Source organism: Arthrobacter sp. AG1021 (assembly GCF_003633665.1).
Classification (GTDB): Bacteria; Actinomycetota; Actinomycetes; order Actinomycetales; family Micrococcaceae; genus Glutamicibacter; species Glutamicibacter soli.
On record NZ_RBLB01000006.1, the window covers coordinates 288308 to 310016 of the forward strand.

Genomic DNA, 21709 nt, shown 5'->3' on the forward strand with positions numbered 1-21709 from the left:
GGGGCGGGATATTCCCGTCGGATTGACGAATCATCAGCGAGGGGAGTGCCGGGGCAATGGAAGTACTCGTAGCACTGGTATTCATCGCGGCGGCATTTATTGTCGGCCGCAACGCGGGCCGCAAGGCGCCCTCCAGTGACGCGCAGGTCCTGCGCCAAGCCCGGGAAACCGCGTGGCAGGAAGGCTACGAGGCCGCGGTCCGGTTCCTCGGCGAGCTGCGCAGGGAACCCGGCCCCAGCCCCGAGCTCCCCGATGCAGTCGAGTCAGGGCCGGAACAGGACAAGCACCTGCCGGCTGCCGGCATCCCCAGGCCCGCCGCATTCCAAACGACGGAGCCGCAGGCCGCCCCGCAGCCGGACGCCGTACCGCCGCCGGCGGGGCAGCCGTATCTCGCGGATGCAGCCGCGGACATCCCGGCCGTCCCAGGCGCGTCCGGCGCCTGGCAGGACCGTCCGCGCATCCTGCAGACGGGAGGCAACCGCACGGCTGCGCAGCCTCCGGCGCCCGCAGCCCCGGTTAAGGTCCTGAGCAAGCGCGAACGCGAACTGCGCAATATCAACGTCACCCTGTACGTCGCGGCCTTGATGATCGTGGCCGCTGGGGCGCTGTTCCTCAGCTTCGCGCTGTTGCCGCTGGCCAAGCTGGTGGCGCTCTTCGCACTGGCTGCCGCCTTCTACGGCGGGGGACTGGCAGTCCATGCCACCCGTGAATCCCTGAGGCCTGCGGCGGCCGCGTTCGCCGGCACCGGGCTGGCCCTGCTGCCGTTGTGCGCCATCGCCACCTACAACACCGTGGACCTGAGCGGACCGACCGTCTGGCTGGTTTTCTCGGCGATCGCCACGGTGGCTGTCGGCTACGCCACGGTGCGCTTCCGTTCACGGGTGCTCGCCTGGCTGGCGGTGCTCATTCTGGTGAGCACCGCCATGGCCTCGGCCGCGACCATGCAGCGCGGAGTATTCTATTACCTGCTCGTCCTGCTGGTCCTCTCGATCATCCTGCTGCTGGCGGCCACTCGCAGCCGGACCGTTCGCGACTCGATCTTCTTCCAGGCGCTGAAGACCACCGCCCAGATGATCCCCGCGCTGGTGCTGGCCCTCGCGGTAATCCTGTCCCCGGCGCTGACCGCGCGGAACTACCTCTGGGTCTTCTTCCTGCTGACAGCCCAGCTGCTGCTCTCGGTCAGGCTGTTCGAGCGGGCTCGACACCTGCGTTTCCTCTCCGCGCGCGCCACCGCCATGCTCACGGTTATTGCAGGCTGCGCGCTGCTGGAGCTGCCGGTGCGATCCATCGCGCTGGTCGTCGCGGTGCTGCTTGCCGCGCAGGCCCTGGCCGTGGTGCTGGCCGGCGACAGCTACCGCGCCATCTTCGCGGTCGACGCCAGGCTGTGGCGCATCGAGCGCGCCACCTTGTGGATGCTGGCGCTGCTGTCTGTGGTCACCGCCTATCAGGCTTCGGCGTTCGGCGCCGATACCGGGCTGATTAGCTTCGTGGCGGTGCCTGTGCTCGTGCTCGCCGCAGTTCCCGGGCTGTGGCGACAGGCAAAGATCGAGCTCGCAGCCTTGCTGGCGTTCGCCGTTCTTCCCGGCATGGACAACGCTGCTGAACCCTGGCGCCTGCTACCCGCGCTGGGCTTGGCGCTGCTCGTGGTTCTGGCACTGCGGACGAAGATGCCAGCTCCGTGGTCCGTAGCCTACCGGGTGATCGGCTGGGCGCTCTGCCTTGCCCTCGGCGTGACCGCCGGCGCCGCGGCAGGCGATCTGGGATACCCTGCGCAGCCCGCCGCGCTCAGCGTGGCCAGCGTCCTGGGTCTGTGGGTGCCGCTTTTCGCCTTGTGGGCCATGGACGCTGTTGCCAGCGGGAGCAAAACCCTGATCTATCGGGGCATCGACCTGCGCCAGCTGCGCTTGGCCTGCAGCGCCGCCTTGGCGTTGGCGAGCCTCGCCCTGCTCACCAGTCTGGACTTTGCGGATGCCGAGGCCTACTACGGGTTGGAGCCTGTGGGGTGGTTCAATGCCGGCGCAGTGCCCACCCTCGCGCTGACGATACTGGCCGCGCTGCGCGCCGCACCTCGAAGCCTGACGAAAGAGCACGCAGTGCGCGGAACCGCCGCCGCAGTGCTGGCCCTGGTCTACCTGCTGAGCCTGGGCGCGAGCCTGTGGCAGCCGGGGTTGGCCATCGCCCTGGTGCTGCTGGCCTATTTCCTGGCTGAGGCCCGCCGGGTCCGGATTGCCGGCTGGAAGATGATCTACGCAGGCGCCGCCCAGCTTACTTTCTCCAGCGCCGTCTGGTGGTTCACGGGGCACATGAACTTCGACGGCCACGGACAGTTCGCCCTGTTCAGCGTCTCGGTGGTGCTGCCGCAGCTAGTCCGGCTCGGTTCCGCCTGGCGCCAGCGCCGTGAACTGCGCCTTGAGCTGCGTATCATCGCCTGGGGCATGCTGGTGTTCATCCCGGTGTCCACGCTGGGCTATTCCAGCGTGGGCCTCGATGCCGACAGGGGAGTGCTGCTGCTGCAAAGCCTGTTGTTTGGACTTTACGGCACGGCGTTGTTCATGGCAGAGCACTCAGCCGGCCGGTGGCGCCAGGCTTATCTCTTCGCCCCGCTGCTGTCCGTGCTCGCCCTCATCCAGATCCCCGCGTTGGACCTGTCCACGCAGAGCGGATGGGTCAGGAACTCGTGGTGGGACACCCCGGTGGCCTTCGGGCTGCTGCTGGTTCTTTCCGGCGCGGCCGCGGCCGCGGAGTGGATCTTCCGACGCCGGCCGGATGTGGGCGTGGCCGTCGGTGCGGGAATGTTCCTGCCGCTGCTGGTGCTCAATGCCCGGATCCCCGGTGATGGATGGGTGCTTGCCAGCGCCGCCCTGACCGCGGTGTACTTCGCCTTGATGGTGCACACCCGGTCTGTCGCCTGGTTCGCCCTGGGCTCCGGCCTCGCCGCCTGCGCCGCGCTGCTCTACTCGGTACGGCTGTGGCGAAATGTGCAGGTTCTCAGCCGGTTGCAGACCCTGGACGTGGTCTGGGCCCTGCTGGCCGCCACCTTCGTCTTCTACGTCATGGCCGCGACCCATGGACGTTTCGCCGCGGCGCGCCCCAGCTATCCCGCCGAGGCCTACCGGGCAGCGGACGCCAGGGGATCCGCCTCGCGGTTGTACCTGCTGATGGGCCTTGCCTGCGCCTTCGGAGCCGGCGCGTTGGCCCACCTGGGCAACCGGGAACCCGGCCCGGTACTGGGCGGCGCGGCGCTGGTCTTCGCGGTGGCAGTGGCCGTGCGCATCTTCGAATGCCCTCAACAGCTCAAGCCGTACACCCTGGATCTGCTGCTGCCATTGGCCGCCTACCTGGGTATCAGCAGCTACACGATCCTGGAGCACCTGCCGGAAGCAAGCATCCTCGCCTGTTACTCCAGCTTGGTCTTCGTGCTGCTCGTCGTCTGGCGCAACCTGCAAAAAAAGCCGGTGCTGGCCAACCGGTACCTGGTTGTCGCCGGCGTGATGGCGAACCTGGCGATGCTGGCGAACCTTGTCGATGCCAAACCGGCGACCAGGATCTACGCGCTCATTTTCTTCGCGGCGCTGATCGCCTACGGACTGAAGCAGGGCCGCCGCCTCTACATCTGGTGGGGCGCCGCAACCATTACCCTGGCAGTGCTCTGGTCCTTGAGGTCGCTGGCCTTCCTCTGGCTGGTAATCCTCGGCGTGGGCCTGATTGCCGCGGCGGTGATCAAGCTTTCCCGGGTGGACAGCTTGAAGCAGGGCGGGGGACCTGCCGGGTCCATTCCGTCCGGGAGCCCCCAGCCGGGCCAGCACCCGGTGCCCGGAGCGCCGTGGCCGCCGTCCAATCGCCCCGATGCCGGCGAGGACCAGCCGGATTCCGGGCAGCCCAGGTAGCCCTTGGCGGCGCGTGAGGTCAAGATCACGCGCCCGGATGCGCCCAAAAGATTTGCGCGATTCCCGCCGACCTGTCAGACTAGATAAGTTGCTTCGGTGCAACCCGATCCCCGTTTGCCGGGGTAATCGGCTGGTTTGAACGACCGGGATCGACTCTCACGCAGGATAATGCCTGGGGTTCGGGATCGATACAACTGCTTCAAACTATAAGGCCTCCGATGAAAGTGAAAACTTTTGCGGACTGTCGTGACTAAAATTTACGCGACACGCCCGAGTTCGGGGGTCGGAGCCTCCTGGGGTTGAGGAACCCGGATTCATCCGGATTCAGCCACAGCGTAAGGCGTGCCGGCTCGCAAGAGCCCGTATTAGGCACAGAACTTGTAAATAGTGCTATCAGAAAGAGGCATGACGCCATGGCGGGACAGAAAATCCGCATCCGGCTGAAGTCGTATGACCACGAGGTCATTGACGTTTCAGCCCGGAAGATCGTTGAGACGGTCACGCGCGCAGGCGCAACCGTAGTCGGCCCAGTGCCGCTGCCAACGGAAAAGAACGTGTACTGCGTTATCCGTTCGCCACACAAGTACAAGGACAGCCGTGAGCACTTCGAAATGCGCACGCACAAGCGTCTGATCGACATCGTCGATCCGACCCCGAAGGCTGTTGATTCGCTGATGCGTCTCGACCTGCCGGCGGACGTCAACATCGAAATCAAGCTTTAAGGGGAGGTGGCGAGAAAACTATGACCGCAACCCGCAATGTTAAGGGCCTGTTGGGCACGAAGCTCGGCATGACCCAGGTTTGGGACGAGAACAACAACCTGATCCCTGTCACCGTCGTGCAGGCTGATAGCAACGTTGTCACCCAGCTTCGCAACGCTGACCGCGATGGCTACACCGCAGTTCAGATCGGCTACGGCCAGATCGATCCGCGCAAGGTGACCAAGCCACTGGCAGGTCACTTCGAAGCTGCAGGCGTGACCCCACGTCGTCACCTGGTAGAACTGCGCACCGCAGACGCTGCCGAGTACGCAGCTGGCCAGGAACTGTCTGTGGAACTCTTCGAAGCCGGCCAGAAGGTCGACGTCGTTGGCACCTCCAAGGGCAAGGGCTTCGCCGGTACCATGAAGCGTCACAACTTCTCCGGTGTTGGCGCTTCGCACGGTGCTCACAAGAACCACCGTAAGCCAGGTTCCATCGGCGGCGCATCGACCCCAGGTCGCGTTTTCCGTGGACAGAAGATGGCTGGTCGCATGGGCGCTGAGCGTGTTACCACTCAGAACCTGACCATCCACGCCATCGACGCTGAGAAGAACCTCCTGCTGATCAAGGGTGCCGTTCCAGGCGCCCGCGGCCGCGTCGTCCTCGTACGCACCGCCGTGAAGGGAGCATAAGTAAATGACTAAGGCACTTAACGTCGAACTGCCTGCAGAGATCTTCGACGTACAGACCAACGTCCCGCTGCTGCACCAGGTTGTCGTTGCACAGCTGGCTGCTGCCCGCCAGGGTACCCACAAGGTCAAGGACCGCTCCGAGGTTTCGGGTGCAGGTCGCAAGCCGTTCAAGCAGAAGGGTACCGGCCGCGCCCGTCAGGGTTCGATCCGCGCTCCTCACATGACCGGCGGCGGCATTGTCCACGGCCCAACCCCGCGCGACTACTCGCAGCGTACCCCGAAGAAGATGAAGGCTGCTGCACTGCGCGGCGCCCTGTCTGATCGCGCACGCTTCGATCGCGTCCACGTCATTGAGAACCTGGTCGCCGGTGAGACCCCGTCGACCAAGGAAGCACTGGCAACCCTGCGTTCGCTGACCGAGCGCAAGAACCTGCTTGTCGTCATCGATCGCGCCAACGATGTTGCTGCACTGTCCGTGCGCAACCTCGCCGCTGTGCACGTTCTGTACGTCGACCAGCTGAACACCTACGATGTTCTGGTTTCGGATGACGTAGTCTTCACCAAGGCTGCATTCGATGCCCTGGTCCAGAAGGAGGAAGCCAAGTGAGCACCTTCTCCAAGGCTCCACACGACGTGGTCATCGCACCAGTCGTATCGGAAAAGAGCTACGGTCTGATCGACGAAGGTAAGTACACCTTCCTGGTCGACCCACGTTCGAACAAGTCGGAAATCAAGAATGCCGTTGAAGCTATCTTCAACGTCAAGGTTGATTCCGTGAACACCATCAACCGTCCAGGTAAGCGCAAGCGTACCAAGTTCGGGTGGGGCGCACGCAAGGCTACCAAGCGTGCAATCATCACCCTCAAGGATGGTTCGATTGACATCTTCGGCGGTCCGCTTTCCTAAGCGGAGACCACTTTAACGAGGAATAGAATAAATGGGAATTCGTAAGTTCAAGCCGACTACCCCGGGCCTGCGCGGCTCGTCGGTAGCCGACTTCGCAGAAATCACCCGATCGACTCCGGAAAAGTCGCTGGTTCGCCCACTCACCAAGAGCGGCGGCCGTAACAACTCCGGTAAGATCACCACCCGACACAAGGGTGGCGGACACAAGCGCGCATACCGCGTGATCGACTTCCGTCGTCACGACAAGGACGGCGTTCCGGCAAAGGTTGCTCACATCGAGTACGACCCGAACCGCACCGCTCGTATCGCACTGCTCCACTACGTGGACGGCACCAAGCGCTACATCATCGCACCGAACAACCTCAACCAGGGTGACACCGTTGAGGCCGGTCCGAACGCTGACATCAAGCCAGGCAACAACCTGCCGCTGCGTAACATCCCGGTTGGTTCCGTGATTCACGCTGTGGAGCTCCGCCCAGGCGGCGGCGCCAAGATGGCTCGTTCCGCTGGCGCTTCGATCCAGCTGGTAGCCCGTGAGGGTCGCTTCGCTCAGCTGCGTCTGCCTTCCGGCGAAATCCGCAACGTCGATGTGCGCTGCCGCGCAACCATCGGCGAAGTTGGCAACGCCGAGCAGATCAACATCAACTGGGGCAAGGCCGGCCGCATGCGCTGGAAGGGCGTTCGCCCAACCGTGCGTGGTGTTGTCATGAACCCAGTCGACCACCCACACGGTGGCGGTGAGGGCAAGACCTCCGGTGGTCGCCACCCGGTCAACCCCAACGGTAAGCGTGAAGGACGCACCCGTCGTCCGAACAAGGAAAGCGACAAGCTCATTGTGCGTCGTCGCAAGACCGGCAAGAACAAGCGATAGGAGCCTGGAAACATGCCACGCAGCCTGAAGAAAGGCCCCTTCGTCGATCAGCACCTGTTCCTGAAGGTCGTTGCTGAAAACGAAAAGGGCACCAAGAACGTCATCAAGACGTGGTCCCGCCGTTCGATGATCATCCCGGACATGCTGGGACACACCATCGCCGTGCACGACGGTCGCAAGCACATTCCTGTGTTCGTTACCGAATCCATGGTTGGTCACAAGCTCGGAGAGTTTGCCCCAACGCGCACGTTCCGTGGCCACGTAAAGGACGACAAGAAGGGCAAGCGCCGCTAGGCCCCGCAAGGGAACTAGTGATCGCTTAGCACTTCTTCGATAGACGAGAGAAGGATAGCAATGGAAGCCAAGGCAATTGCGCGCCATATCCGCGTAACGCCTATGAAGGCCCGGCGCGTCGTCAACCTTGTTCGTGGTCTGCAGACCAACGAGGCACTGGCCATTCTGAAGTTCGCCCCACAGGCAGCTTCGGAGCCGGTATACAAGGTTGTCGCATCGGCAGTGGCTAACGCCCGTGCCGCCGCGGACCGCGCAGGTGAAGCATTCAATGAGGACGAGCTGATTATCAGCGAGGCGTTTGTTGACGAGGGTCCGACCATGAAGCGGTTCCAGCCGCGAGCTCAGGGTCGCGCATTCCAGATCAAGAAGCGCACCAGCCACGTGACTGTGGTTGTTTCAACCCCTAAGAAGGGTGGGGAGAACTAAATGGGACAGAAGGTAAACCCGAACGGTTTCCGTCTCGGCATCACCACTGACCACGTGTCGCACTGGTTCGCTGATTCCAGCAAGCCAGGTCAGCGCTACAAGGATTACGTGAAGGAAGACGTACAGATCCGTGCGCTCCTGTCCGACGGCATGGACCGCGCCGGCATCGCCCGCGTTGAGATCGAGCGTACCCGTGACCGTGTGCGTGTGGACATCCACACCGCTCGTCCGGGCATCGTGATCGGTCGCCGCGGCGCCGAAGCCGACCGCATTCGCGGCGAGCTGGAAAAGCTCACCAAGAAGCAGGTTCAGCTGAACATCCTCGAGGTCAAGAACCCTGACATGGAGGCCCAGCTGGTCGCCCAGGGCATCGCCGAGCAGCTTGCTTCCCGCGTGGCTTTCCGCCGTGCGATGAAGAAGGCAATGCAGTCGGCAATGCGCGCTGGTGCCAAGGGCATCCGCGTTCAGTGCTCCGGTCGCCTGGGCGGTGCAGAAATGTCCCGCAAGGAGTTCTACCGCGAAGGCCGTGTGCCGCTGCACACCCTGCGCGCGAACATCGACTTCGGCAAGTTCGAAGCCAAGACCACCTTCGGCCGCATCGGCGTGAAGGTCTGGATCTACAAGGGTGACGTCACCGCCAAGGAACTGGCTGCACAGCAGGCTGCTGCTGCTCCAGCTCGCGGCGGCCGCGGCGGCAACGATCGTCCACGTGGTGGAGAGCGTCGTCGTCGTAACGACCGCAACAAGGGCGCTGCAGCTCCGGCTGCGGAAGGAGGAGAGGCTTAAATGCTTATCCCACGTCGAGTAAAGTTCCGCAAGCAGCACCACCCGAAGCGTTCGGGTGCTGCCAAGGGCGGCACCACCGTAGCATTCGGTGATTTCGGTATTCAGGCGCTGACCCCGGCCTACGTGACCAACCGTCAGATCGAGGCCGCTCGTATCGCCATGACCCGTTACATCAAGCGTGGCGGTAAGGTGTGGATCAACATCTACCCAGACCGTCCGCTGACCAAGAAGCCAGCCGAAACCCGCATGGGTTCCGGTAAGGGTTCGCCGGAGTGGTGGGTCGCCAACGTCAAGCCAGGACGAGTCATGTTTGAACTCGGTGGCGTCAGTGAAGAGGTAGCTCGCGAGGCCCTGCGTCTCGCGATTCACAAGCTGCCGATGAAGGCACGCATCGTGCGTCGTGAAGGTGGTGAATAGGGATGTCTATCGGTTCTAAGGACCTTAGCATTGAGTCCCTGGACGGCTTCGATACTGCTCGTTTGAACGAGGAATTGAAGAAGGCCAAGGCAGAACTGTTCAACCTGCGTTTCCAGTCGGCCACCGGCCAGCTGGAGACCCACGGTAACCTGAAGGCCATCAAGCGCGACATCGCCCGCATCTACACGGTGCTGCGCGAACGCGAGCTGGGTATTCGTCAGGATGTCGTTGTTCCGGTTGAAGAGACCAAGAAGGACTCCAAGTAATGAGCGAGAAGGAGAACGGTGTGGCTGACGCAACCGAGCGCAACGACCGCAAGACCCTCCGTGGTTACGTGGTTTCCGACAAGATGCAGAAGACCATCGTCGTTGACGTTGAGGACCGTGTGAAGCACGCCCTCTACGGCAAGGTCATGCGTCGTAACAAGAACGTGAAGGCTCACGACGAGAACAACGAGGCCGGCATCGGTGACTTGGTTGTAATCGCTGAGACCCGCCCGCTGTCTGCTGACAAGCACTGGCGTCTGGTCGAGATCGTCGAGAAGGCTAAGTAAGCTTTCTTGGTGATTTCACGGATTACGTGAATTGCACAAAACGCCCCGAACACTTCGAAAGAAGAGTTCGGGGCGTTTTTGCGCATACGGAACAACGTGGCTGCCGTGGCCTGGCCGAGAATTCTGTGCAACCATGCTTCATGGCACAGATTCAGTTTTTCCGCCCCGAGGGGCTCGTCCACTCACCGGCCTTCAGCCACGCGGCGGTGGTCCCGCCGGGCATGGCCACGGTCTATCTTGGAGGGCAGGACGCTGTCGACGCGCAAGGCCGGCTGGAAGGCGAGGGGGACATCGCCGCGCAGGCGTCCAAGGCCTTGGACAACGCGGTGGCGGCACTGGCAGCCGCCGGAGCGAGCCTCGACGACGTGGTGCAATGGACCGTCGTCATGGTCCAGGGCAGCGATGTCAATGCCGCCTACGGGGCGATCGCTCCACGGCTCGCCAGGGACGAACCGCCCTTGGTCGTGGCCAGCATGGTCGCCGCCCTGGGATTGCCCGGCGCGTTGATCGAGATCAGCGCGATCGCCGCCATCGTGCCCTGAAGTCCTCGGGGTGGCTAGCGTTCAGGAACATTCTGTTCGCGGTACGAGCTGGGACTGAATCCGAGAATTCTCCGGAAGTCCGAAGCCAGGTGCGCCTGGTCCGCGTACCTGAGTTCGGCGGCGATCTGGGCGATGGAGGTTGACGGGTTCTCCCGTACCCGTGCGGCTGCTTCCTGCAGCCGGTAGCGGCGGATGACCGCCAAGGGCGGCAACCCGAGATACCGCAGCGAAAGCCGCTGAAGGCTCCTGACGCCCAATCCCAGTGTTGCGGCCGCCTGCTCGACACTGACTGCGCTGCGGGTCGCGGCGACGTAGTCGATGAATTCGTTGGCCACAAGCCCCTGCGACTCAGGGACAGGACACGTACACGTAAACCACGCTCCCAGCGCAGCGGCGCTTTCATGATTGCCCGAAGGGCCCGCGCCCTTGCCCAGGATGCAGGTGACCGCCTCCAGCAGATCCGGGGCGTTGAATTCGACTTCGCGGTCAACCAGCTCGGCGGGGGACAGCTCCAGGACGTCCGCCGCAGCGGGCCGGAGCAAGGCGGCCACAGCCCACCCGTTGCCGGATAGATCCCGGTGGGATGCCGCGGAGGCCGGGCCGGACACCGTCACGCCTTCTTCCTGCACCACGAGGTTCATCAACGGGAACGGAAGCAGCTGTTGCCGCGAGGTCCTGCCGGCATCGATATCCCAGTGCACGAGCCAGAACCAGCCGACCAGGGCCTTCAGCTCGGGTGGCGGGAGAATACGCTCGAACTGCGGGAGCCGCGCGGGATACAGGACACCTCGGCGATCGCGTTCATCTGCCACCGGCCACCGCCTTGAAGTTGTCGTGTTTCTACAAGTCCAAGGGTGCCACAGGGGAATACCGTTGTGGCATGAAAACAGAGAATGAATCAACCCGCGGCGTCTCCGGCAAATACACCACCGACGGCGTACCGCATGGCGTGAGCAGCCTGACCCCGTTCCTGTCGATCGCCAATGCCGCCGGCGCGCTGGAATTCTACCGCGACGTGTTCGGCGCGCGCATCATCGACACCACCGTGATGGGCGGGGTTATTGCGCATGCAGAGATCGACTTCGGCCAGGGTCACCTGCAGATCGGTGAACCAAGCCCGGACTACGGGCTCGTTCCGCCGCCCGCCGCCCCGAACGCCTGCTATTCCATGGGGCTGTACTGCCAGGACGTCGATGCGGTGCTTGCCAAGGCCGTCGAAGCCGGCGCGACGATTCGCGAACCGGCCACGAACTTCGTCTCCGGTGACCGATTCGCATCCATCATCGACCCTTTCGGCATCCGCTGGTCCATCTTGAGCCGGGTGGAAGACCTGTCCGAGGAAGAAAGCGCGCAACGGGTGGCCCAATGGGCATCTGAACAGTAGGAACACGCCGTCAATCGGCTTCCGCATGGACCTCACCGCGTAGGCTCAAGACATGATGAGCACACGGGCGACGACGACACATCCGTGGGCGTGGCCGCTCGTGCTGCTGGCCGGCATTCTCATCGGATTGCTGGGATGGCTCCCATGGCTCGGCGCCGGCTGGGTTCCGAAGCTGCAGGCCTTTGCGCTGTGGATGCTCGTGCTGCCGGCCGCAGCATGCCTGGTCGCGCTGCTGAGGCGCCGATGGGTTCTCGCAGCGTTGCTGCTCGGCTGCCTGCTGTCAGGAGTAGCTGCCAGCTTCAACCCCGCGATGCCGTGCTCGACCGCCGGGGCAAGTGGCGAATCGTTGACGGTGATGTCCTTCAATACGCTCAAGGCGGGCGCGGAACCCGACGAACTGGCCGAGGCGATCCGGCAGCGCGACCCCGATATTCTGGTGCTGGTGGAAACTAGCGAACCGCTGCATGCGGCCCTGGCCCAGCGCGGCGCCATGAATGACCTGGGATACCGGACCGCGCAGGCCCCGGCCGGGGGAGAGCGTGATACCGTGATCTTCTCGCGCTACCGGCTCACGGAGCGGACCGAGGAGCTGAGCGCGAAGGACACCGGGTGGTATTCGCTGCCGGTCGCCGAAGTGCAGACGCCGCAGGGGCCCGTCACAGTCGCCGGCATCCACATCTACCCGCCGCTGAACAACGCCGCGCGGTGGGCCCAGGGACTGGCCGCGCTGGAAGACTGGGCGCAAAGCCACCGCGGGGGCCCGGTGATCTTGGCAGGGGACTTCAACTCGGTACGCGCCCACCCGCAGTACCGAAGTGCGACGGCCGGTTTCCTTGAATCCTCCGGTCGGTGGCCCGACGTCTCGTGGCCGGCGGGCAGGAGATTCCCTCCGCTGGTCGAAATCGACCATATTCTGGCCAGCCAGGCACACGTGGCGGACTTCCAAACGCAGAGCATTGGCGGTTCGGACCATCTGGGTGTGGTGGCCGAGCTGATGGTGGATCCTTGAATTTCCGCGGTTCTTTTCCGTTGCCGATGTGACCAACAACGCGTCTTTTCGCCCTACCACACCATTTCGGTTTCGCGCCACTCTAGGCTAAACTTAAGAATCTGTGCGCATCTTGTTCGGGGACTATCCACCTTCGGCCTGATGCAGTGCGGTCGGAAATCATATTCGCCGCACACACAGCCTCGATATTTTACGCCTCGGCCCTGCCGCCAATTGGGATCAGCATTCGGTGCGCCCGCGTCGGTGGGGGTAAGCGATCGTATCGTGGAGACCATATCCGTTCCGCAAGGCTCATTTATGAGAACCAGCGAGACGACAGGAGTAAGAAGTGATTCAGCAGGAGTCGCGACTCAAGGTTGCCGATAACACCGGTGCTAAGGAAATCCTTACCATTCGTGTTCTGGGTGGCTCGAAGCGTCGCTACGCAAGCATCGGCGACACCATTGTCGCAACCGTCAAGGATGCAATCCCTGGCGGCAACGTAAAGAAGGGCGACGTCGTCAAGGCTGTCGTCGTTCGCACCAAGAAGGAAATCCGTCGCGCCGACGGTTCCTACATCAAGTTCGACGAGAACGCTGCAGTGATCCTCAAGGGTGACGCTGCCGATCCTCGTGGAACTCGTATCTTCGGCCCAGTGGGTCGTGAACTTCGCGACAAGAAGTTCATGAAGATCGTTTCCCTGGCTCCGGAGGTGCTGTAAGCATGGGCGCAAAGATCAAGAAGGGTGACCTAGTTCAGGTCATCGCCGGTAAGGAACGTGGCAAGCAGGGCAAGGTCCTGAAGGTCATCACCGAGACCAACCGCGTGCTGGTTGAGGGCGTTAACCGCGTCACCAAGCACACCAAGGCTGGCCAGACCGAGCGCGGCACCCAGACTGGCGGCATCGAGGTTGTTGAAGCTCCAGTACACGTTTCGAACGTTGCTGTTGTTGATCCAGAAACCAAGAAGCCAACCCGCGTTGGTTTCCGCGAGGAAACCGTAGAAAAGAACGGCGTGTCCAAGACTGTACGCGTTCGTTACGCCAAGGCTTCCGGAAAGGATCTGTAATGACTGAAGCAGCCAACAAGATCCAGCCACGTCTGCGCGCTAAGTACGCAGCTGACATCCGCCCTGCCCTGCAGGAGCAGTTCAACTACGCCAACCCGATGCAGGTTCCTAACCTGACCAAGGTTGTAGTGAACATGGGTGTTGGCGAAGCAGCCAAGGATTCCAAGCTCATTGAAGGCGCCGTGCGCGATTTGACCGCAATTACCGGTCAGAAGCCAGTGGTTACCCGTGCCCGCAAGTCGATCGCACAGTTCAAGCTGCGCGAAGGCATGCCGATCGGTACCCACACCACCCTGCGTAACGATCGCATGTGGGAATTCGTTGATCGCCTGATCACCCTGGCACTGCCTCGTATCCGCGACTTCCGCGGCCTGAGCGACCGCCAGTTCGATGGCAATGGCAACTACACTTTCGGTCTGACCGAACAGTCGATGTTCCATGAAATCGATCAGGACAAGATCGATCGCGTGCGCGGTATGGACATCACTGTGGTGACCACCGCCAAGACTGACGACGAAGGCCGCGCCTTGCTCAAGGCTCTGGGCTTCCCGTTCAAGACCAACAACTAATCTCACTACGTTACAGGTCCGCAAAGGAAACCGTAACGAGGAAGGGCTGAAGCCCACATGTCTATGACAGATCCAGTCGCAGATATGCTGACTCGTCTGCGCAACGCCAACTCGGCTTACCACGACACTGTGTCGATGCCGTCGAGCAAGCTCAAGCTGCGCATTGCCAACATCCTGAAGGAACAGGGCTACATTGCCTCCTTCGAGGAAGAGGCTGCCGAAGTCGGCAAGAAGCTGACCATCACTTTGAAGTACGGCCCATCGCGCGAGCGTTCGATCGCCGGCGTACGTCGTATCTCCAAGCCAGGCCTGCGCGTTTACGCAAAGTCCACCAACCTGCCTCACGTGCTCGGTGGTCTTGGTATCGCGATCCTGTCCACCTCCTCCGGTCTGCTTACCGACCGTCAGGCTGCAAAGAAGGGCGTGGGTGGGGAAGTCCTCGCCTACGTCTGGTAACGGGAAGGGAAGGAAAACACTATGTCACGTATTGGACGTCTTCCGATCACCGTTCCTGCCAACGTTGAACTGAACATCGATGGCCAGCTGGTCACCGTCAAGGGCCCGAAGGGTGAGCTTTCGCTGACCGTTTCGGCTCCGATCACCGTTGCCAAGGACGAGAACACCGTTACCGTCTCCCGTCCGAACGACGGCCGCGAGGCCCGTTCGCTGCACGGTCTGACCCGTACCCTGATCAACAACCTGATCATTGGTGTCACCGAGGGTTACGAGAAGAAGCTCGAAATCCACGGTACCGGCTACCGCGTTCAGGCCAAGGGCAACACCCTTGAGCTTGCTCTGGGTTACTCCCACCCGATCAGCGTTGAAGCCCCTGAGGGCATCACCCTGTCCGTGGAGGGCAACAACAAGATCACCGTTGCTGGCATCGACAAGCAGCACGTCGGTGAGGTTGCCGCTAACATCCGCAAGCTGCGCAAGACCGAGCCTTACAAGGGCAAGGGCATCCGCTACGCCGGCGAGCGTATCCTGCGCAAGGCTGGAAAGGCTGGTAAGTAATCATGGCTATCGGAATCAAGGGCAAGAGCAAGTCCGCTCAGCGCGGTCGCCGTCACCTGCGTGTGCGCAAGCGCATCGTCGGTACCGAGGCTCGTCCACGCCTGGTCATCAACCGCTCGGCTCGTCACATGTTCGTTCAGATCGTGGACGACTCGAAGGGTCTGACCCTGGCCAGCGCTTCGACCATGGAAGCAGATCTTCGCGCAAGCGATGCAGACAAGACCGCAAAGTCCAAGCGCGTTGGCGAGCTCGTTGCAGAGCGTGCCAAGGCTGCCGGCATTGAGGCTGTTGTATTCGACCGCGGCGGCAACAAGTACCACGGTCGCGTGGCTGCTGTTGCTGACGGCGCACGTGAAGGTGGGCTGGCACTGTGAGCGAAGCAACCAACAAGAAGGAAACTCAGGTGTCTGAAGCTACTGAGGCAGTCGAGACTGCAGCTGCTCCCGCTACCGAGAACACCGGATCCCGCCGTGGCGAGGGTCGCGGTCGTGGCGAAGGCCGCGGTCGTGGTGAAGGTCGTGGCCGCGGTCGCGATCAGAAGGATAACCGCAACGAAGACAAGGACAAGTTCCTTGAGCGCGTTGTAGCTATCAACCGCGTCTCCAAGGTCGTCAAGGGTGGTCGTCGCTTCAGCTTCACCGCTCTGGTAGTCGTCGGTGACGGCAACGGCATGGTCGGCGTTGGCTACGGCAAGGCTAAGGAAGTTCCTGCCGCTATCGCCAAGGGCGTTGAAGAGGCCAAGAAGTCCTTCTTCCGCGTTCCACGCGTTGGCACCACCATCCCGCACCTGGTCAAGGGCGAGGCCGCCGCTGGCGTTGTCTTGCTCCGCCCAGCCGCTCCGGGTACCGGCGTTATCGCCGGCGGTCCGGTGCGCGCCGTGCTGGAGTGCGCAGGCATCCACGACATCCTGTCGAAGTCGATGGGTTCGCAGAACCAGATCAACATCGTTCAGGGCACCATTGCCGCACTGAAGGCTCTGGAAGAGCCTCAGGCTGTTGCAGCTCGCCGCGGTCTTCCGCTGGACGAGGTTGCACCGGCAGCAATGCTGCGTCACATCCAGTCCCAGAAGGCAGGTGCTTAATTTCAATGGCTAAGAACATTGTTCCAAGCGACGCCCAGCTGGAAATCACCCAGATCAAGTCCATCATCGGTGGTAACCAGGTACAGCGCGACGTTGTTCGCTCGCTGGGCCTGAAGCGCATCGGACACACCGTTGTCCGCTCCGCTGACCCTGTGACTGTCGGCATGGTCAACAAGGTCCCACACCTGCTGAAGGTTGAGGAGGCGAAGTAAAGATGGCTCAGAAGGAAAACGCACTTAAGGTACACCACCTGCGTCCAGCTGAAGGTGCCAAGACCGCCAAGACCCGTGTTGGTCGTGGTGAGGCATCGAAGGGTAAGACCGCCGGTCGCGGTACCAAGGGTACCAAGGCTCGTTACCAGGTGAAGGCAGGCTTCGCAGGCGGACAGCTTCCGCTGCACATGCGTCTGCCGAAGCTGCGCGGCTTCAAGAACCCGTTCCGCGTCGAGTTCCAGGTTGTAAACCTGGACAAGATCTCGGAGCTGTTCCCAGAGGGTGGCGAAGTCACCGTCGAGGCACTCGTTGCCAAGGGCGCCGTTCGCAAGAACCAGCCCGTCAAGGTGCTGGGCACCGGCGAGATCTCGGTCAAGGTCGACGTGAAGGTTGATGCCTTCTCGACTTCCGCTGCTGAGAAGATCGCTGCTGCCGGCGGCTCGGCAAACACCCTCTAAGCTAGGGTCAAGCCAAGGCCAAGCCCCCGTTCACGTTGAGTTTTCAAGGTGAACGGGGGCTTTCCATTTCTCAAAGATTTTCGGCTGATCGCCGGAAATAGCTTCGGTGATCTGGCTGTTCTTATTACAAATGAGAAAATTCCGGGCATTTTCCGTGTCTCGTATTTGGCGCGGAGCTACCTAGGACAGCTAGAATCATTAGGTCGTAGTCGTATCTGGCTCAACGACTCAGGAACATACTTCAGGAGGACGCTTGTTCAGCGCCATAGCCCGAGTTTTTCGGACGCCTGATCTGCGCAACAAGTTGCTGTTCACGCTGGGGATCCTCGCGATCTACCGTGTCGGCGTATTCATCCCGACCCCGGGTATTGATTACAGCAACGTTCAGCAGTGTCTGGCAATGGGTGAAACCACCGGTGGACTTTATTCATTTGTGAATCTGTTCAGTGGCGGCGCCCTGTTGCAGGTTTCGATCTTCGCGATGGGCATCATGCCGTACATTACGGCGGCCATCATCGTGCAGCTGCTGCGTGTGGTCATCCCGCACTTCGAGACCCTGCACAAGGAAGGCCAGGCCGGCCAGGGCAAGCTGACCCAGTACACGCGTTACCTCACCATCGCCTTGGCGTTGCTGCAGGGCACCACCTTGGTGACCTTGGCCCGCACAGGCAACCTGTTCCCGAGCTGCAGCCTCCCGCTGGTGCCGGACGACAGCCTGATCGTCATCTTGCTGATGATCATCACACTCACGGCAGGCACCGGCCTGATCATGTGGATGGGCGAGCTGATCACCGAACGCGGCATCGGCAACGGCATGTCGATCCTGATCTTCACCTCGATCGCTTCGGGCTTCCCAGCCTCCATGGGCGCGATCCTGCAGACCCAGGGCTGGCTGACCTTCGTCGGCGTCATCGCCATCGGCCTGGTCATCATCGGCCTGGTTGTGTTCGTGGAACAGTCCCAGCGCCGCGTGCCGGTGCAGTACGCCAAGCGGACCATCGGTCGGCGCACCGTGGGCGGGACCTCCACTTACATCCCGCTTAAGCTGAACATGGCTAACGTGATCCCGGTGATCTTCGCCAGCTCGATCCTGGCCCTGCCGCAGATGATCGTGCAGTTCAACCAGAACCCGGACGGCACGCTGCCGGACTGGGCGCTGTGGCTGCAGACGCACTCCTCGACCTCCTCGCCGTGGTACATGCTGGTGTACACCTTGCTGACCATCGGCTTCACCTACTTCTACGTAGCCATCACCTTCAACCCGGTTGAGGTGGCGGACAACATGAAGAAGTACGGCGGCTTCATCCCGGGCATCCGGGCCGGCCGTCCGACCGCCGAGTACCTGCAGTACGTGATCTCGCGGATCACGTTCCCGGGTTCGCTGTACTTGGCATTCGTCGCGTTGATTCCATTGATTGCCTTCGTGTTGATCAACGCAGATCAGAGTTTCCCATTCGGCGGCACCTCGATCATCATCATGGTTGGTGTTGGTCTTGAGACCGTCAAACAAATCAATGCTCAAATGCAGCAACGAAACTACGAAGGGCTACTGCGATGAGTCGACTGCTTATCATTGGACCGCCGGGCGCCGGTAAAGGAACCCAGGCCGTGAAGATCTCCGAGCGCCTGGAGATCCCCGCGATCTCCACCGGCGACATCTTCCGCGCGAACGTCAAGGGCGGCACCCCGCTGGGTATCGAAGCCAGCAAGTACATCGACAATGGCGACTTTGTACCTGATTCGGTCACCAACAACATGGTCGAAGACCGCCTGAACCAGGACGATGTGGCCACCGGCTTCCTGCTGGACGGCTACCCGCGCACCAGCGCACAGGTCGACGCGCTGGATGCAATGCTGGAAGCCAAGGGCATCGCCCTGGACGCCGTGCTGCAGCTGACCGCCGACGACGACGAGCTGGTCGCCCGGCTGCTGAAGCGTGCAGAGATCGAAGGCCGCGCGGACGACACCGAAGAGGTCATCCGCCACCGCCTGGGCCTGTACAACGCAGAGACCAAGATCGTGGTCGACCGCTACGAAGAACGTGGCATCGTGCGCAAGGTCGACGGCATCGGCGCCATCGACGAGGTCACCGACCGCGTCATGGCCGCATTGAACGTCAACGCCTAAGCGCAAGCGTTCTCACGCGCAGGGACCGTGCACGGCAAGCCTTCGGGCGAGCGGCACGGTCCCTGCGTGATTTTACAGACTGAAGGCTCGCACCGACGCCGGCAACCGCCGGCGGCGAGCAACCCGTGAACACCTAGGGGAGTTACCTTGGCACTTGGACAGCCGCGAATTGAGTACAAATCCAACTCGGAAATCCTGAAGATGCGCGAAGCCGGCCTGGTGCTGGCCGAGGCGCTGGATGAGGCCGTCGCCATGGCACGCCCGGGCATCACCACCGCCGCCGTTGACAAGGTCTTCGCCAAGGTGCTGGAGCGCCACGGAGCCACCAGCAACTTCCTCGGCTACCACGGGTTCCCGGCCAATATCTGCGCCTCGGTCAACCACGAGGTCGTGCACGGCTTCCCGTCGGACTACGAGCTGAAGGACGGTGACGTGCTGAAGATCGACGGCGGCGCCATTGTGGACGGCTGGCATTCGGACTCGGCGCGCACCGTGCTGGTGGGCAAGAACATCGACCCGGCAGACCAGCGCCTGAGCGACATCACCGAGCAGGCCATGTGGGCAGGCATCGCCGCCGCGGCCAAGGCCCGCTTCATCGGCCAGATTGGCACCGCCATCGACGACTTCGTGACCAGCCAGCCGGGCGACGAGCTGGGCATCTTGGAAGACTACTGCGGCCACGGCATCGGCTCCGAGATGCACATGGCTCCGGACGTACTGAACTACAACTCCGGCCACCGTGGTCCGCGCATCAAGCCGGGCATGGCCCTAGCCATCGAGCCGATGCTGGTGCGCGGCGGCATCGAGACCTCGGTGCTTGAGGACGACTGGACCGTGGTCACCAACGACAAGTCCAACGCCTCGCAGTGGGAGCACACCGTCGCCTTCACCATGGGCGGCGTCTGGGTACTCTCGGCCCATGACGGGGGAGAGGCCGGCCTGGCGCCGTTCGGCGTGACCCCGTCGCCAATCCGCCCATAGGGTACCTGTCCACTGAAGATCCAGCACTCCGCGTCCACGCGGAGTGCTGGATCTAACAGTTTAAAACACGGTCCGAATTGGCGAAGGCCGTGGTGATGGCGTAGTGTTGTCTGTTGGTTCGTTATTTAAGTGCGCCCAAAACCTTAGGTTGGGGTTGCACCGGTCGCGAACCAGAACCAATTACTTGCCGAGGGAAACCAAGGCAACCAAAGTTAGCGGGGAAAATGGGCAAGAAGGAAGGTGTCATCCAGGTAGAGGGCACTGTGACCGAAGCGCTGCCGAACGCGATGTTCCGCGTGGAGCTGCCGAATGGACACGTGGTGCTCGCCACTATCTCGGGTAAGATGCGTCAGCACTACATTCGAATCCTCCCAGAGGACCGAGTGCAGGTTGAAATGAGCCCATACGACCTCAACCGAGGCCGTATCGTTTACCGCTACAAGTAAACAGCACTCTTGGACTTTCCTGGCGGACGTTGTGCGATTCATCGCAAAGCGCCCGCTAGAGCAATGTTCTTGGATAAGCTTTTTACTGCTCCACATTTAACTGCAACCGCAAGAGGAGTAAACCCTTGAAGGTTAACCCTAGCGTGAAGCCGATCTGCGACAAGTGCAAGGTGATTCGCCGCAATGGTCGCGTCATGGTGATCTGCGAGAACCCACGCCACAAGCAGCGTCAGGGCTAATTCCGTTTTTCGGGATTTCCCACGCGTAGTCATATAGGCAGTACCGCGGCAACCCAGGTTGCCGTACACCCCCGGATTCGGAGGCCGGGGCCGCGAGGACACTCGCGGAAGGTGCTGCTCCAGACCTCCGTTGGTTGAAAGGTAGCCACTTGGCTCGTTTAGCAGGCGTGGACATCCCACGCGAGAAGCGCGTAATCATCGCGCTGACTTACATCTACGGCGTGGGCAAGACCCGTGCAGAAGAGACCATCGCAGCAACCGGGATCTCCCCGGATACCCGCGTGAAGGATCTCACCGACGCTGAGCTCGTTCAGCTTCGTGACTTCATCGAAGGCACCTACAAGGTGGAAGGTGACCTGCGCCGAGAGGTTCAGGCTGACATCCGCCGCAAGGTTGAAATCGGATCCTACGAAGGTCTTCGTCACCGTAAGGGCCTGCCGGTCCGCGGTCAGCGCACCAAGACCAACGCTCGTACCCGCAAGGGCCCGAAGCGCACCGTAGCCGGTAAGAAGAAGACTCGCTAAATCTTAGCGGTCTAGTTCAAAAACCTTTTTCGTAGGAGAAGAAATGCCCCCAAAGACTCGTGGAGCGGTACGTAAGCCGCGTCGCAAGGACAAAAAGAATATCGCCCAGGGACAGGCGCATATCAAGAGCACCTTCAACAACACCATCGTTTCGATCACCGATCCGACTGGCGCTGTGATCTCGTGGGCTTCGGCCGGCGAGGTAGGCATGAAGGGCTCGCGTAAGTCGACCCCGTACGCTGCCCAGATGGCTGCTGAAGCCGCTGCCAAGCGTGCGCAGGAGCACGGCATGCGCAAGGTTGACGTTTTCGTCAAGGGCCCGGGCTCGGGACGCGAAACCGCGATCCGTTCGCTGCAGGCTGCTGGCCTTGAGGTTGGATCCATCCAGGATGTTTCCCCAAGCGCACACAACGGTTGCCGCCCATCGAAGCGTCGCCGCGTCTAATTGATTCGCTAGGCTAAGCCTGAGAAGTCACCGAAGCATTCGTCTGAGTGCTCCGGTGACTATCTTGGACTTATAAGCCTGCAAAAAGACGAACGGCC

Annotated in this window: 32 protein-coding genes; 31 read left to right on the top strand and 1 reads right to left on the bottom strand. The window is 61.9% G+C overall.

All coding sequences use genetic code 11. The annotated features are described in order from the left end of the window. Positions 1-56: 56 nt before the first annotated feature. From DFO58_RS01535 to DFO58_RS01595, 13 genes are all read left to right on the top strand, one after another. A complete protein-coding gene (locus DFO58_RS01535) occupies positions 57-3887 on the top strand; it encodes a hypothetical protein (RefSeq protein WP_120989130.1) in 3831 nt (1276 codons plus the stop codon). Between the two features lie 413 nt (positions 3888-4300). Beyond that, complete coding sequence (rpsJ, locus tag DFO58_RS01540; RefSeq protein ID WP_013349689.1) at positions 4301-4609, top strand: 30S ribosomal protein S10; 309 nt, start codon at positions 4301-4303, stop codon at positions 4607-4609. A 20-nt stretch (positions 4610-4629) separates the two neighbouring features. Continuing rightward, positions 4630-5280, top strand: a complete 651-nt coding sequence (gene rplC, locus DFO58_RS01545; RefSeq protein WP_047119681.1) for a 50S ribosomal protein L3 — start codon at positions 4630-4632, stop codon at positions 5278-5280. A gap of 4 nt (positions 5281-5284) precedes the next feature. After that, positions 5285-5887, top strand: coding sequence for a 50S ribosomal protein L4 (rplD, locus tag DFO58_RS01550; RefSeq protein WP_047119680.1), 603 nt, complete (start codon positions 5285-5287; stop codon positions 5885-5887). Continuing rightward, positions 5884-6186 (top strand): 50S ribosomal protein L23, encoded by a 303-nt coding sequence (gene rplW, locus DFO58_RS01555; RefSeq protein WP_047119679.1) that lies wholly within the window; start codon positions 5884-5886, stop codon positions 6184-6186. Before rplD ends, rplW begins: the two co-directional genes overlap by 4 nt. A 31-nt stretch (positions 6187-6217) precedes the next feature. Then, complete coding sequence (gene rplB / locus DFO58_RS01560) at positions 6218-7057, top strand: 50S ribosomal protein L2 (protein ID WP_047119678.1); 840 nt, start codon at positions 6218-6220, stop codon at positions 7055-7057. 12 nt (positions 7058-7069) lie between these two features. Further along, complete coding sequence (gene rpsS, locus DFO58_RS01565; RefSeq protein ID WP_022874134.1) at positions 7070-7351, top strand: 30S ribosomal protein S19; 282 nt, start codon at positions 7070-7072, stop codon at positions 7349-7351. Between the two features lie 60 nt (positions 7352-7411). Beyond that, positions 7412-7777, top strand: a complete 366-nt coding sequence (gene rplV / locus DFO58_RS01570; protein ID WP_047119677.1) for a 50S ribosomal protein L22 — start codon at positions 7412-7414, stop codon at positions 7775-7777. Beyond that, the gene (gene rpsC / locus DFO58_RS01575; protein WP_047119676.1) at positions 7778-8563 is read left to right on the top strand and encodes a 30S ribosomal protein S3; all 786 of its coding nucleotides are present in this window, start codon (positions 7778-7780) and stop codon (positions 8561-8563) included. Further along, the gene (rplP, locus tag DFO58_RS01580) at positions 8564-8980 is read left to right on the top strand and encodes a 50S ribosomal protein L16 (RefSeq protein WP_047119675.1); all 417 of its coding nucleotides are present in this window, start codon (positions 8564-8566) and stop codon (positions 8978-8980) included. Between the two features lie 2 nt (positions 8981-8982). Beyond that, entirely contained in the window at positions 8983-9246 is a 264-nt protein-coding gene (gene rpmC, locus DFO58_RS01585; protein WP_047119674.1) for a 50S ribosomal protein L29, read from the top strand. Beyond that, positions 9246-9533: a 30S ribosomal protein S17 gene (gene rpsQ, locus DFO58_RS01590; RefSeq protein ID WP_047119673.1), complete on the top strand. Its 288-nt coding sequence runs from the start codon at positions 9246-9248 to the stop codon at positions 9531-9533. Before rpmC ends, rpsQ begins: the two co-directional genes overlap by 1 nt. A 140-nt stretch (positions 9534-9673) precedes the next feature. After that, complete coding sequence (locus tag DFO58_RS01595; RefSeq protein WP_120989131.1) at positions 9674-10075, top strand: Rid family hydrolase; 402 nt, start codon at positions 9674-9676, stop codon at positions 10073-10075. A gap of 14 nt (positions 10076-10089) precedes the next feature. Here DFO58_RS01595 and DFO58_RS01600 read toward each other — a convergent pair whose 3' ends face one another. After that, positions 10090-10887, bottom strand: a complete 798-nt coding sequence (locus DFO58_RS01600) for a helix-turn-helix domain-containing protein (protein ID WP_120989132.1) — start codon at positions 10885-10887, stop codon at positions 10090-10092. 68 nt (positions 10888-10955) lie between these two features. Here DFO58_RS01600 and DFO58_RS01605 point away from each other — a divergent pair, with 68 nt between their 5' ends. From DFO58_RS01605 to rpsK, 18 genes are all read left to right on the top strand, one after another. Beyond that, positions 10956-11459: a VOC family protein gene (locus tag DFO58_RS01605; protein ID WP_047119671.1), complete on the top strand. Its 504-nt coding sequence runs from the start codon at positions 10956-10958 to the stop codon at positions 11457-11459. Positions 11460-11511: 52 nt separating this feature from the next. After that, a complete protein-coding gene (locus DFO58_RS01610) occupies positions 11512-12468 on the top strand; it encodes an endonuclease/exonuclease/phosphatase family protein (protein ID WP_113607434.1) in 957 nt (318 codons plus the stop codon). Between the two features lie 328 nt (positions 12469-12796). Then, positions 12797-13168, top strand: a complete 372-nt coding sequence (gene rplN / locus DFO58_RS01615; protein WP_013349674.1) for a 50S ribosomal protein L14 — start codon at positions 12797-12799, stop codon at positions 13166-13168. 2 nt (positions 13169-13170) lie between these two features. Then, positions 13171-13515, top strand: coding sequence for a 50S ribosomal protein L24 (gene rplX, locus DFO58_RS01620; protein WP_047119669.1), 345 nt, complete (start codon positions 13171-13173; stop codon positions 13513-13515). Continuing rightward, on the top strand, positions 13515-14084 hold the full coding sequence (gene rplE, locus DFO58_RS01625; protein ID WP_047119668.1) for a 50S ribosomal protein L5: 570 nt from the start codon (positions 13515-13517) through the stop codon (positions 14082-14084). The genes rplX and rplE overlap by 1 nt, the downstream gene beginning before the upstream one ends. A gap of 57 nt (positions 14085-14141) precedes the next feature. Continuing rightward, entirely contained in the window at positions 14142-14540 is a 399-nt protein-coding gene (rpsH, locus tag DFO58_RS01630) for a 30S ribosomal protein S8 (protein WP_047119667.1), read from the top strand. A gap of 21 nt (positions 14541-14561) precedes the next feature. Then, positions 14562-15098, top strand: a complete 537-nt coding sequence (gene rplF, locus DFO58_RS01635) for a 50S ribosomal protein L6 (protein WP_047119666.1) — start codon at positions 14562-14564, stop codon at positions 15096-15098. Between the two features lie 2 nt (positions 15099-15100). Beyond that, positions 15101-15472, top strand: coding sequence for a 50S ribosomal protein L18 (rplR, locus tag DFO58_RS01640; RefSeq protein WP_047119665.1), 372 nt, complete (start codon positions 15101-15103; stop codon positions 15470-15472). Between the two features lie 29 nt (positions 15473-15501). Continuing rightward, on the top strand, positions 15502-16179 hold the full coding sequence (gene rpsE / locus DFO58_RS01645; RefSeq protein WP_181728114.1) for a 30S ribosomal protein S5: 678 nt from the start codon (positions 15502-15504) through the stop codon (positions 16177-16179). Positions 16180-16184: 5 nt separating this feature from the next. Continuing rightward, a complete protein-coding gene (rpmD, locus tag DFO58_RS01650; RefSeq protein WP_047119663.1) occupies positions 16185-16391 on the top strand; it encodes a 50S ribosomal protein L30 in 207 nt (68 codons plus the stop codon). A 2-nt stretch (positions 16392-16393) separates the two neighbouring features. Continuing rightward, entirely contained in the window at positions 16394-16849 is a 456-nt protein-coding gene (gene rplO, locus DFO58_RS01655; RefSeq protein ID WP_047119662.1) for a 50S ribosomal protein L15, read from the top strand. A gap of 253 nt (positions 16850-17102) precedes the next feature. After that, entirely contained in the window at positions 17103-18407 is a 1305-nt protein-coding gene (secY, locus tag DFO58_RS01660) for a preprotein translocase subunit SecY (protein WP_047119661.1), read from the top strand. Further along, entirely contained in the window at positions 18404-18976 is a 573-nt protein-coding gene (locus DFO58_RS01665) for an adenylate kinase (RefSeq protein WP_047119660.1), read from the top strand. The genes secY and DFO58_RS01665 overlap by 4 nt, the downstream gene beginning before the upstream one ends. A gap of 147 nt (positions 18977-19123) precedes the next feature. Further along, positions 19124-19957 carry a type I methionyl aminopeptidase gene (gene map, locus DFO58_RS01670; RefSeq protein ID WP_047119659.1) on the top strand — a complete coding sequence of 278 codons (834 nt, stop codon included), beginning with the start codon at positions 19124-19126 and terminating at the stop codon, positions 19955-19957. A 224-nt stretch (positions 19958-20181) separates the two neighbouring features. Further along, positions 20182-20403 (top strand): translation initiation factor IF-1, encoded by a 222-nt coding sequence (gene infA / locus DFO58_RS01675; RefSeq protein ID WP_047119658.1) that lies wholly within the window; start codon positions 20182-20184, stop codon positions 20401-20403. A gap of 125 nt (positions 20404-20528) precedes the next feature. Next, the gene (rpmJ, locus tag DFO58_RS01680) at positions 20529-20642 is read left to right on the top strand and encodes a 50S ribosomal protein L36 (RefSeq protein WP_071894985.1); all 114 of its coding nucleotides are present in this window, start codon (positions 20529-20531) and stop codon (positions 20640-20642) included. A 149-nt stretch (positions 20643-20791) separates the two neighbouring features. Beyond that, a complete protein-coding gene (gene rpsM / locus DFO58_RS01685; protein ID WP_047119657.1) occupies positions 20792-21166 on the top strand; it encodes a 30S ribosomal protein S13 in 375 nt (124 codons plus the stop codon). A 43-nt stretch (positions 21167-21209) separates the two neighbouring features. Beyond that, positions 21210-21611: a 30S ribosomal protein S11 gene (gene rpsK / locus DFO58_RS01690; RefSeq protein WP_022874114.1), complete on the top strand. Its 402-nt coding sequence runs from the start codon at positions 21210-21212 to the stop codon at positions 21609-21611. Positions 21612-21709: the final 98 nt, after the last annotated feature.

Excerpts from the sequence above, each read along its gene's own strand:
- rplC (WP_047119681.1), top strand. The coding sequence starts at position 4,630 with ATGACCGCAACCCGCAATGTTAAGGGCCTGTTGGGCACGAAGCTCGGC.
- rplE (WP_047119668.1), top strand. The coding sequence starts at position 13,515 with ATGACTGAAGCAGCCAACAAGATCCAGCCACGTCTGCGCGCTAAGTAC.
- rplF (WP_047119666.1), top strand. The coding sequence starts at position 14,562 with ATGTCACGTATTGGACGTCTTCCGATCACCGTTCCTGCCAACGTTGAA.
- DFO58_RS01535 (WP_120989130.1), top strand. The coding sequence starts at position 57 with ATGGAAGTACTCGTAGCACTGGTATTCATCGCGGCGGCATTTATTGTC.
- rplD (WP_047119680.1), top strand. The coding sequence starts at position 5,285 with ATGACTAAGGCACTTAACGTCGAACTGCCTGCAGAGATCTTCGACGTA.
- rplX (WP_047119669.1), top strand. The coding sequence starts at position 13,171 with ATGGGCGCAAAGATCAAGAAGGGTGACCTAGTTCAGGTCATCGCCGGT.
- DFO58_RS01610 (WP_113607434.1), top strand. The coding sequence starts at position 11,512 with ATGATGAGCACACGGGCGACGACGACACATCCGTGGGCGTGGCCGCTC.
- DFO58_RS01605 (WP_047119671.1), top strand. The coding sequence starts at position 10,956 with ATGAAAACAGAGAATGAATCAACCCGCGGCGTCTCCGGCAAATACACC.
- DFO58_RS01665 (WP_047119660.1), top strand. The coding sequence starts at position 18,404 with ATGAGTCGACTGCTTATCATTGGACCGCCGGGCGCCGGTAAAGGAACC.
- infA (WP_047119658.1), top strand. The coding sequence starts at position 20,182 with ATGGGCAAGAAGGAAGGTGTCATCCAGGTAGAGGGCACTGTGACCGAA.
- rplO (WP_047119662.1), top strand. The coding sequence starts at position 16,394 with ATGGCTCAGAAGGAAAACGCACTTAAGGTACACCACCTGCGTCCAGCT.
- rpsQ (WP_047119673.1), top strand. The coding sequence starts at position 9,246 with ATGAGCGAGAAGGAGAACGGTGTGGCTGACGCAACCGAGCGCAACGAC.
- rplR (WP_047119665.1), top strand. The coding sequence starts at position 15,101 with ATGGCTATCGGAATCAAGGGCAAGAGCAAGTCCGCTCAGCGCGGTCGC.
- rpsK (WP_022874114.1), top strand. The coding sequence starts at position 21,210 with ATGCCCCCAAAGACTCGTGGAGCGGTACGTAAGCCGCGTCGCAAGGAC.
- rplV (WP_047119677.1), top strand. The coding sequence starts at position 7,412 with ATGGAAGCCAAGGCAATTGCGCGCCATATCCGCGTAACGCCTATGAAG.
- rpsJ (WP_013349689.1), top strand. The coding sequence starts at position 4,301 with ATGGCGGGACAGAAAATCCGCATCCGGCTGAAGTCGTATGACCACGAG.
- rpsH (WP_047119667.1), top strand. The coding sequence starts at position 14,142 with ATGTCTATGACAGATCCAGTCGCAGATATGCTGACTCGTCTGCGCAAC.
- rpsC (WP_047119676.1), top strand. The coding sequence starts at position 7,778 with ATGGGACAGAAGGTAAACCCGAACGGTTTCCGTCTCGGCATCACCACT.
- rplB (WP_047119678.1), top strand. The coding sequence starts at position 6,218 with ATGGGAATTCGTAAGTTCAAGCCGACTACCCCGGGCCTGCGCGGCTCG.
- rplP (WP_047119675.1), top strand. The coding sequence starts at position 8,564 with ATGCTTATCCCACGTCGAGTAAAGTTCCGCAAGCAGCACCACCCGAAG.
- DFO58_RS01595 (WP_120989131.1), top strand. The coding sequence starts at position 9,674 with ATGGCACAGATTCAGTTTTTCCGCCCCGAGGGGCTCGTCCACTCACCG.
- rpmC (WP_047119674.1), top strand. The coding sequence starts at position 8,983 with ATGTCTATCGGTTCTAAGGACCTTAGCATTGAGTCCCTGGACGGCTTC.
- rpmD (WP_047119663.1), top strand. The coding sequence starts at position 16,185 with ATGGCTAAGAACATTGTTCCAAGCGACGCCCAGCTGGAAATCACCCAG.
- rpsS (WP_022874134.1), top strand. The coding sequence starts at position 7,070 with ATGCCACGCAGCCTGAAGAAAGGCCCCTTCGTCGATCAGCACCTGTTC.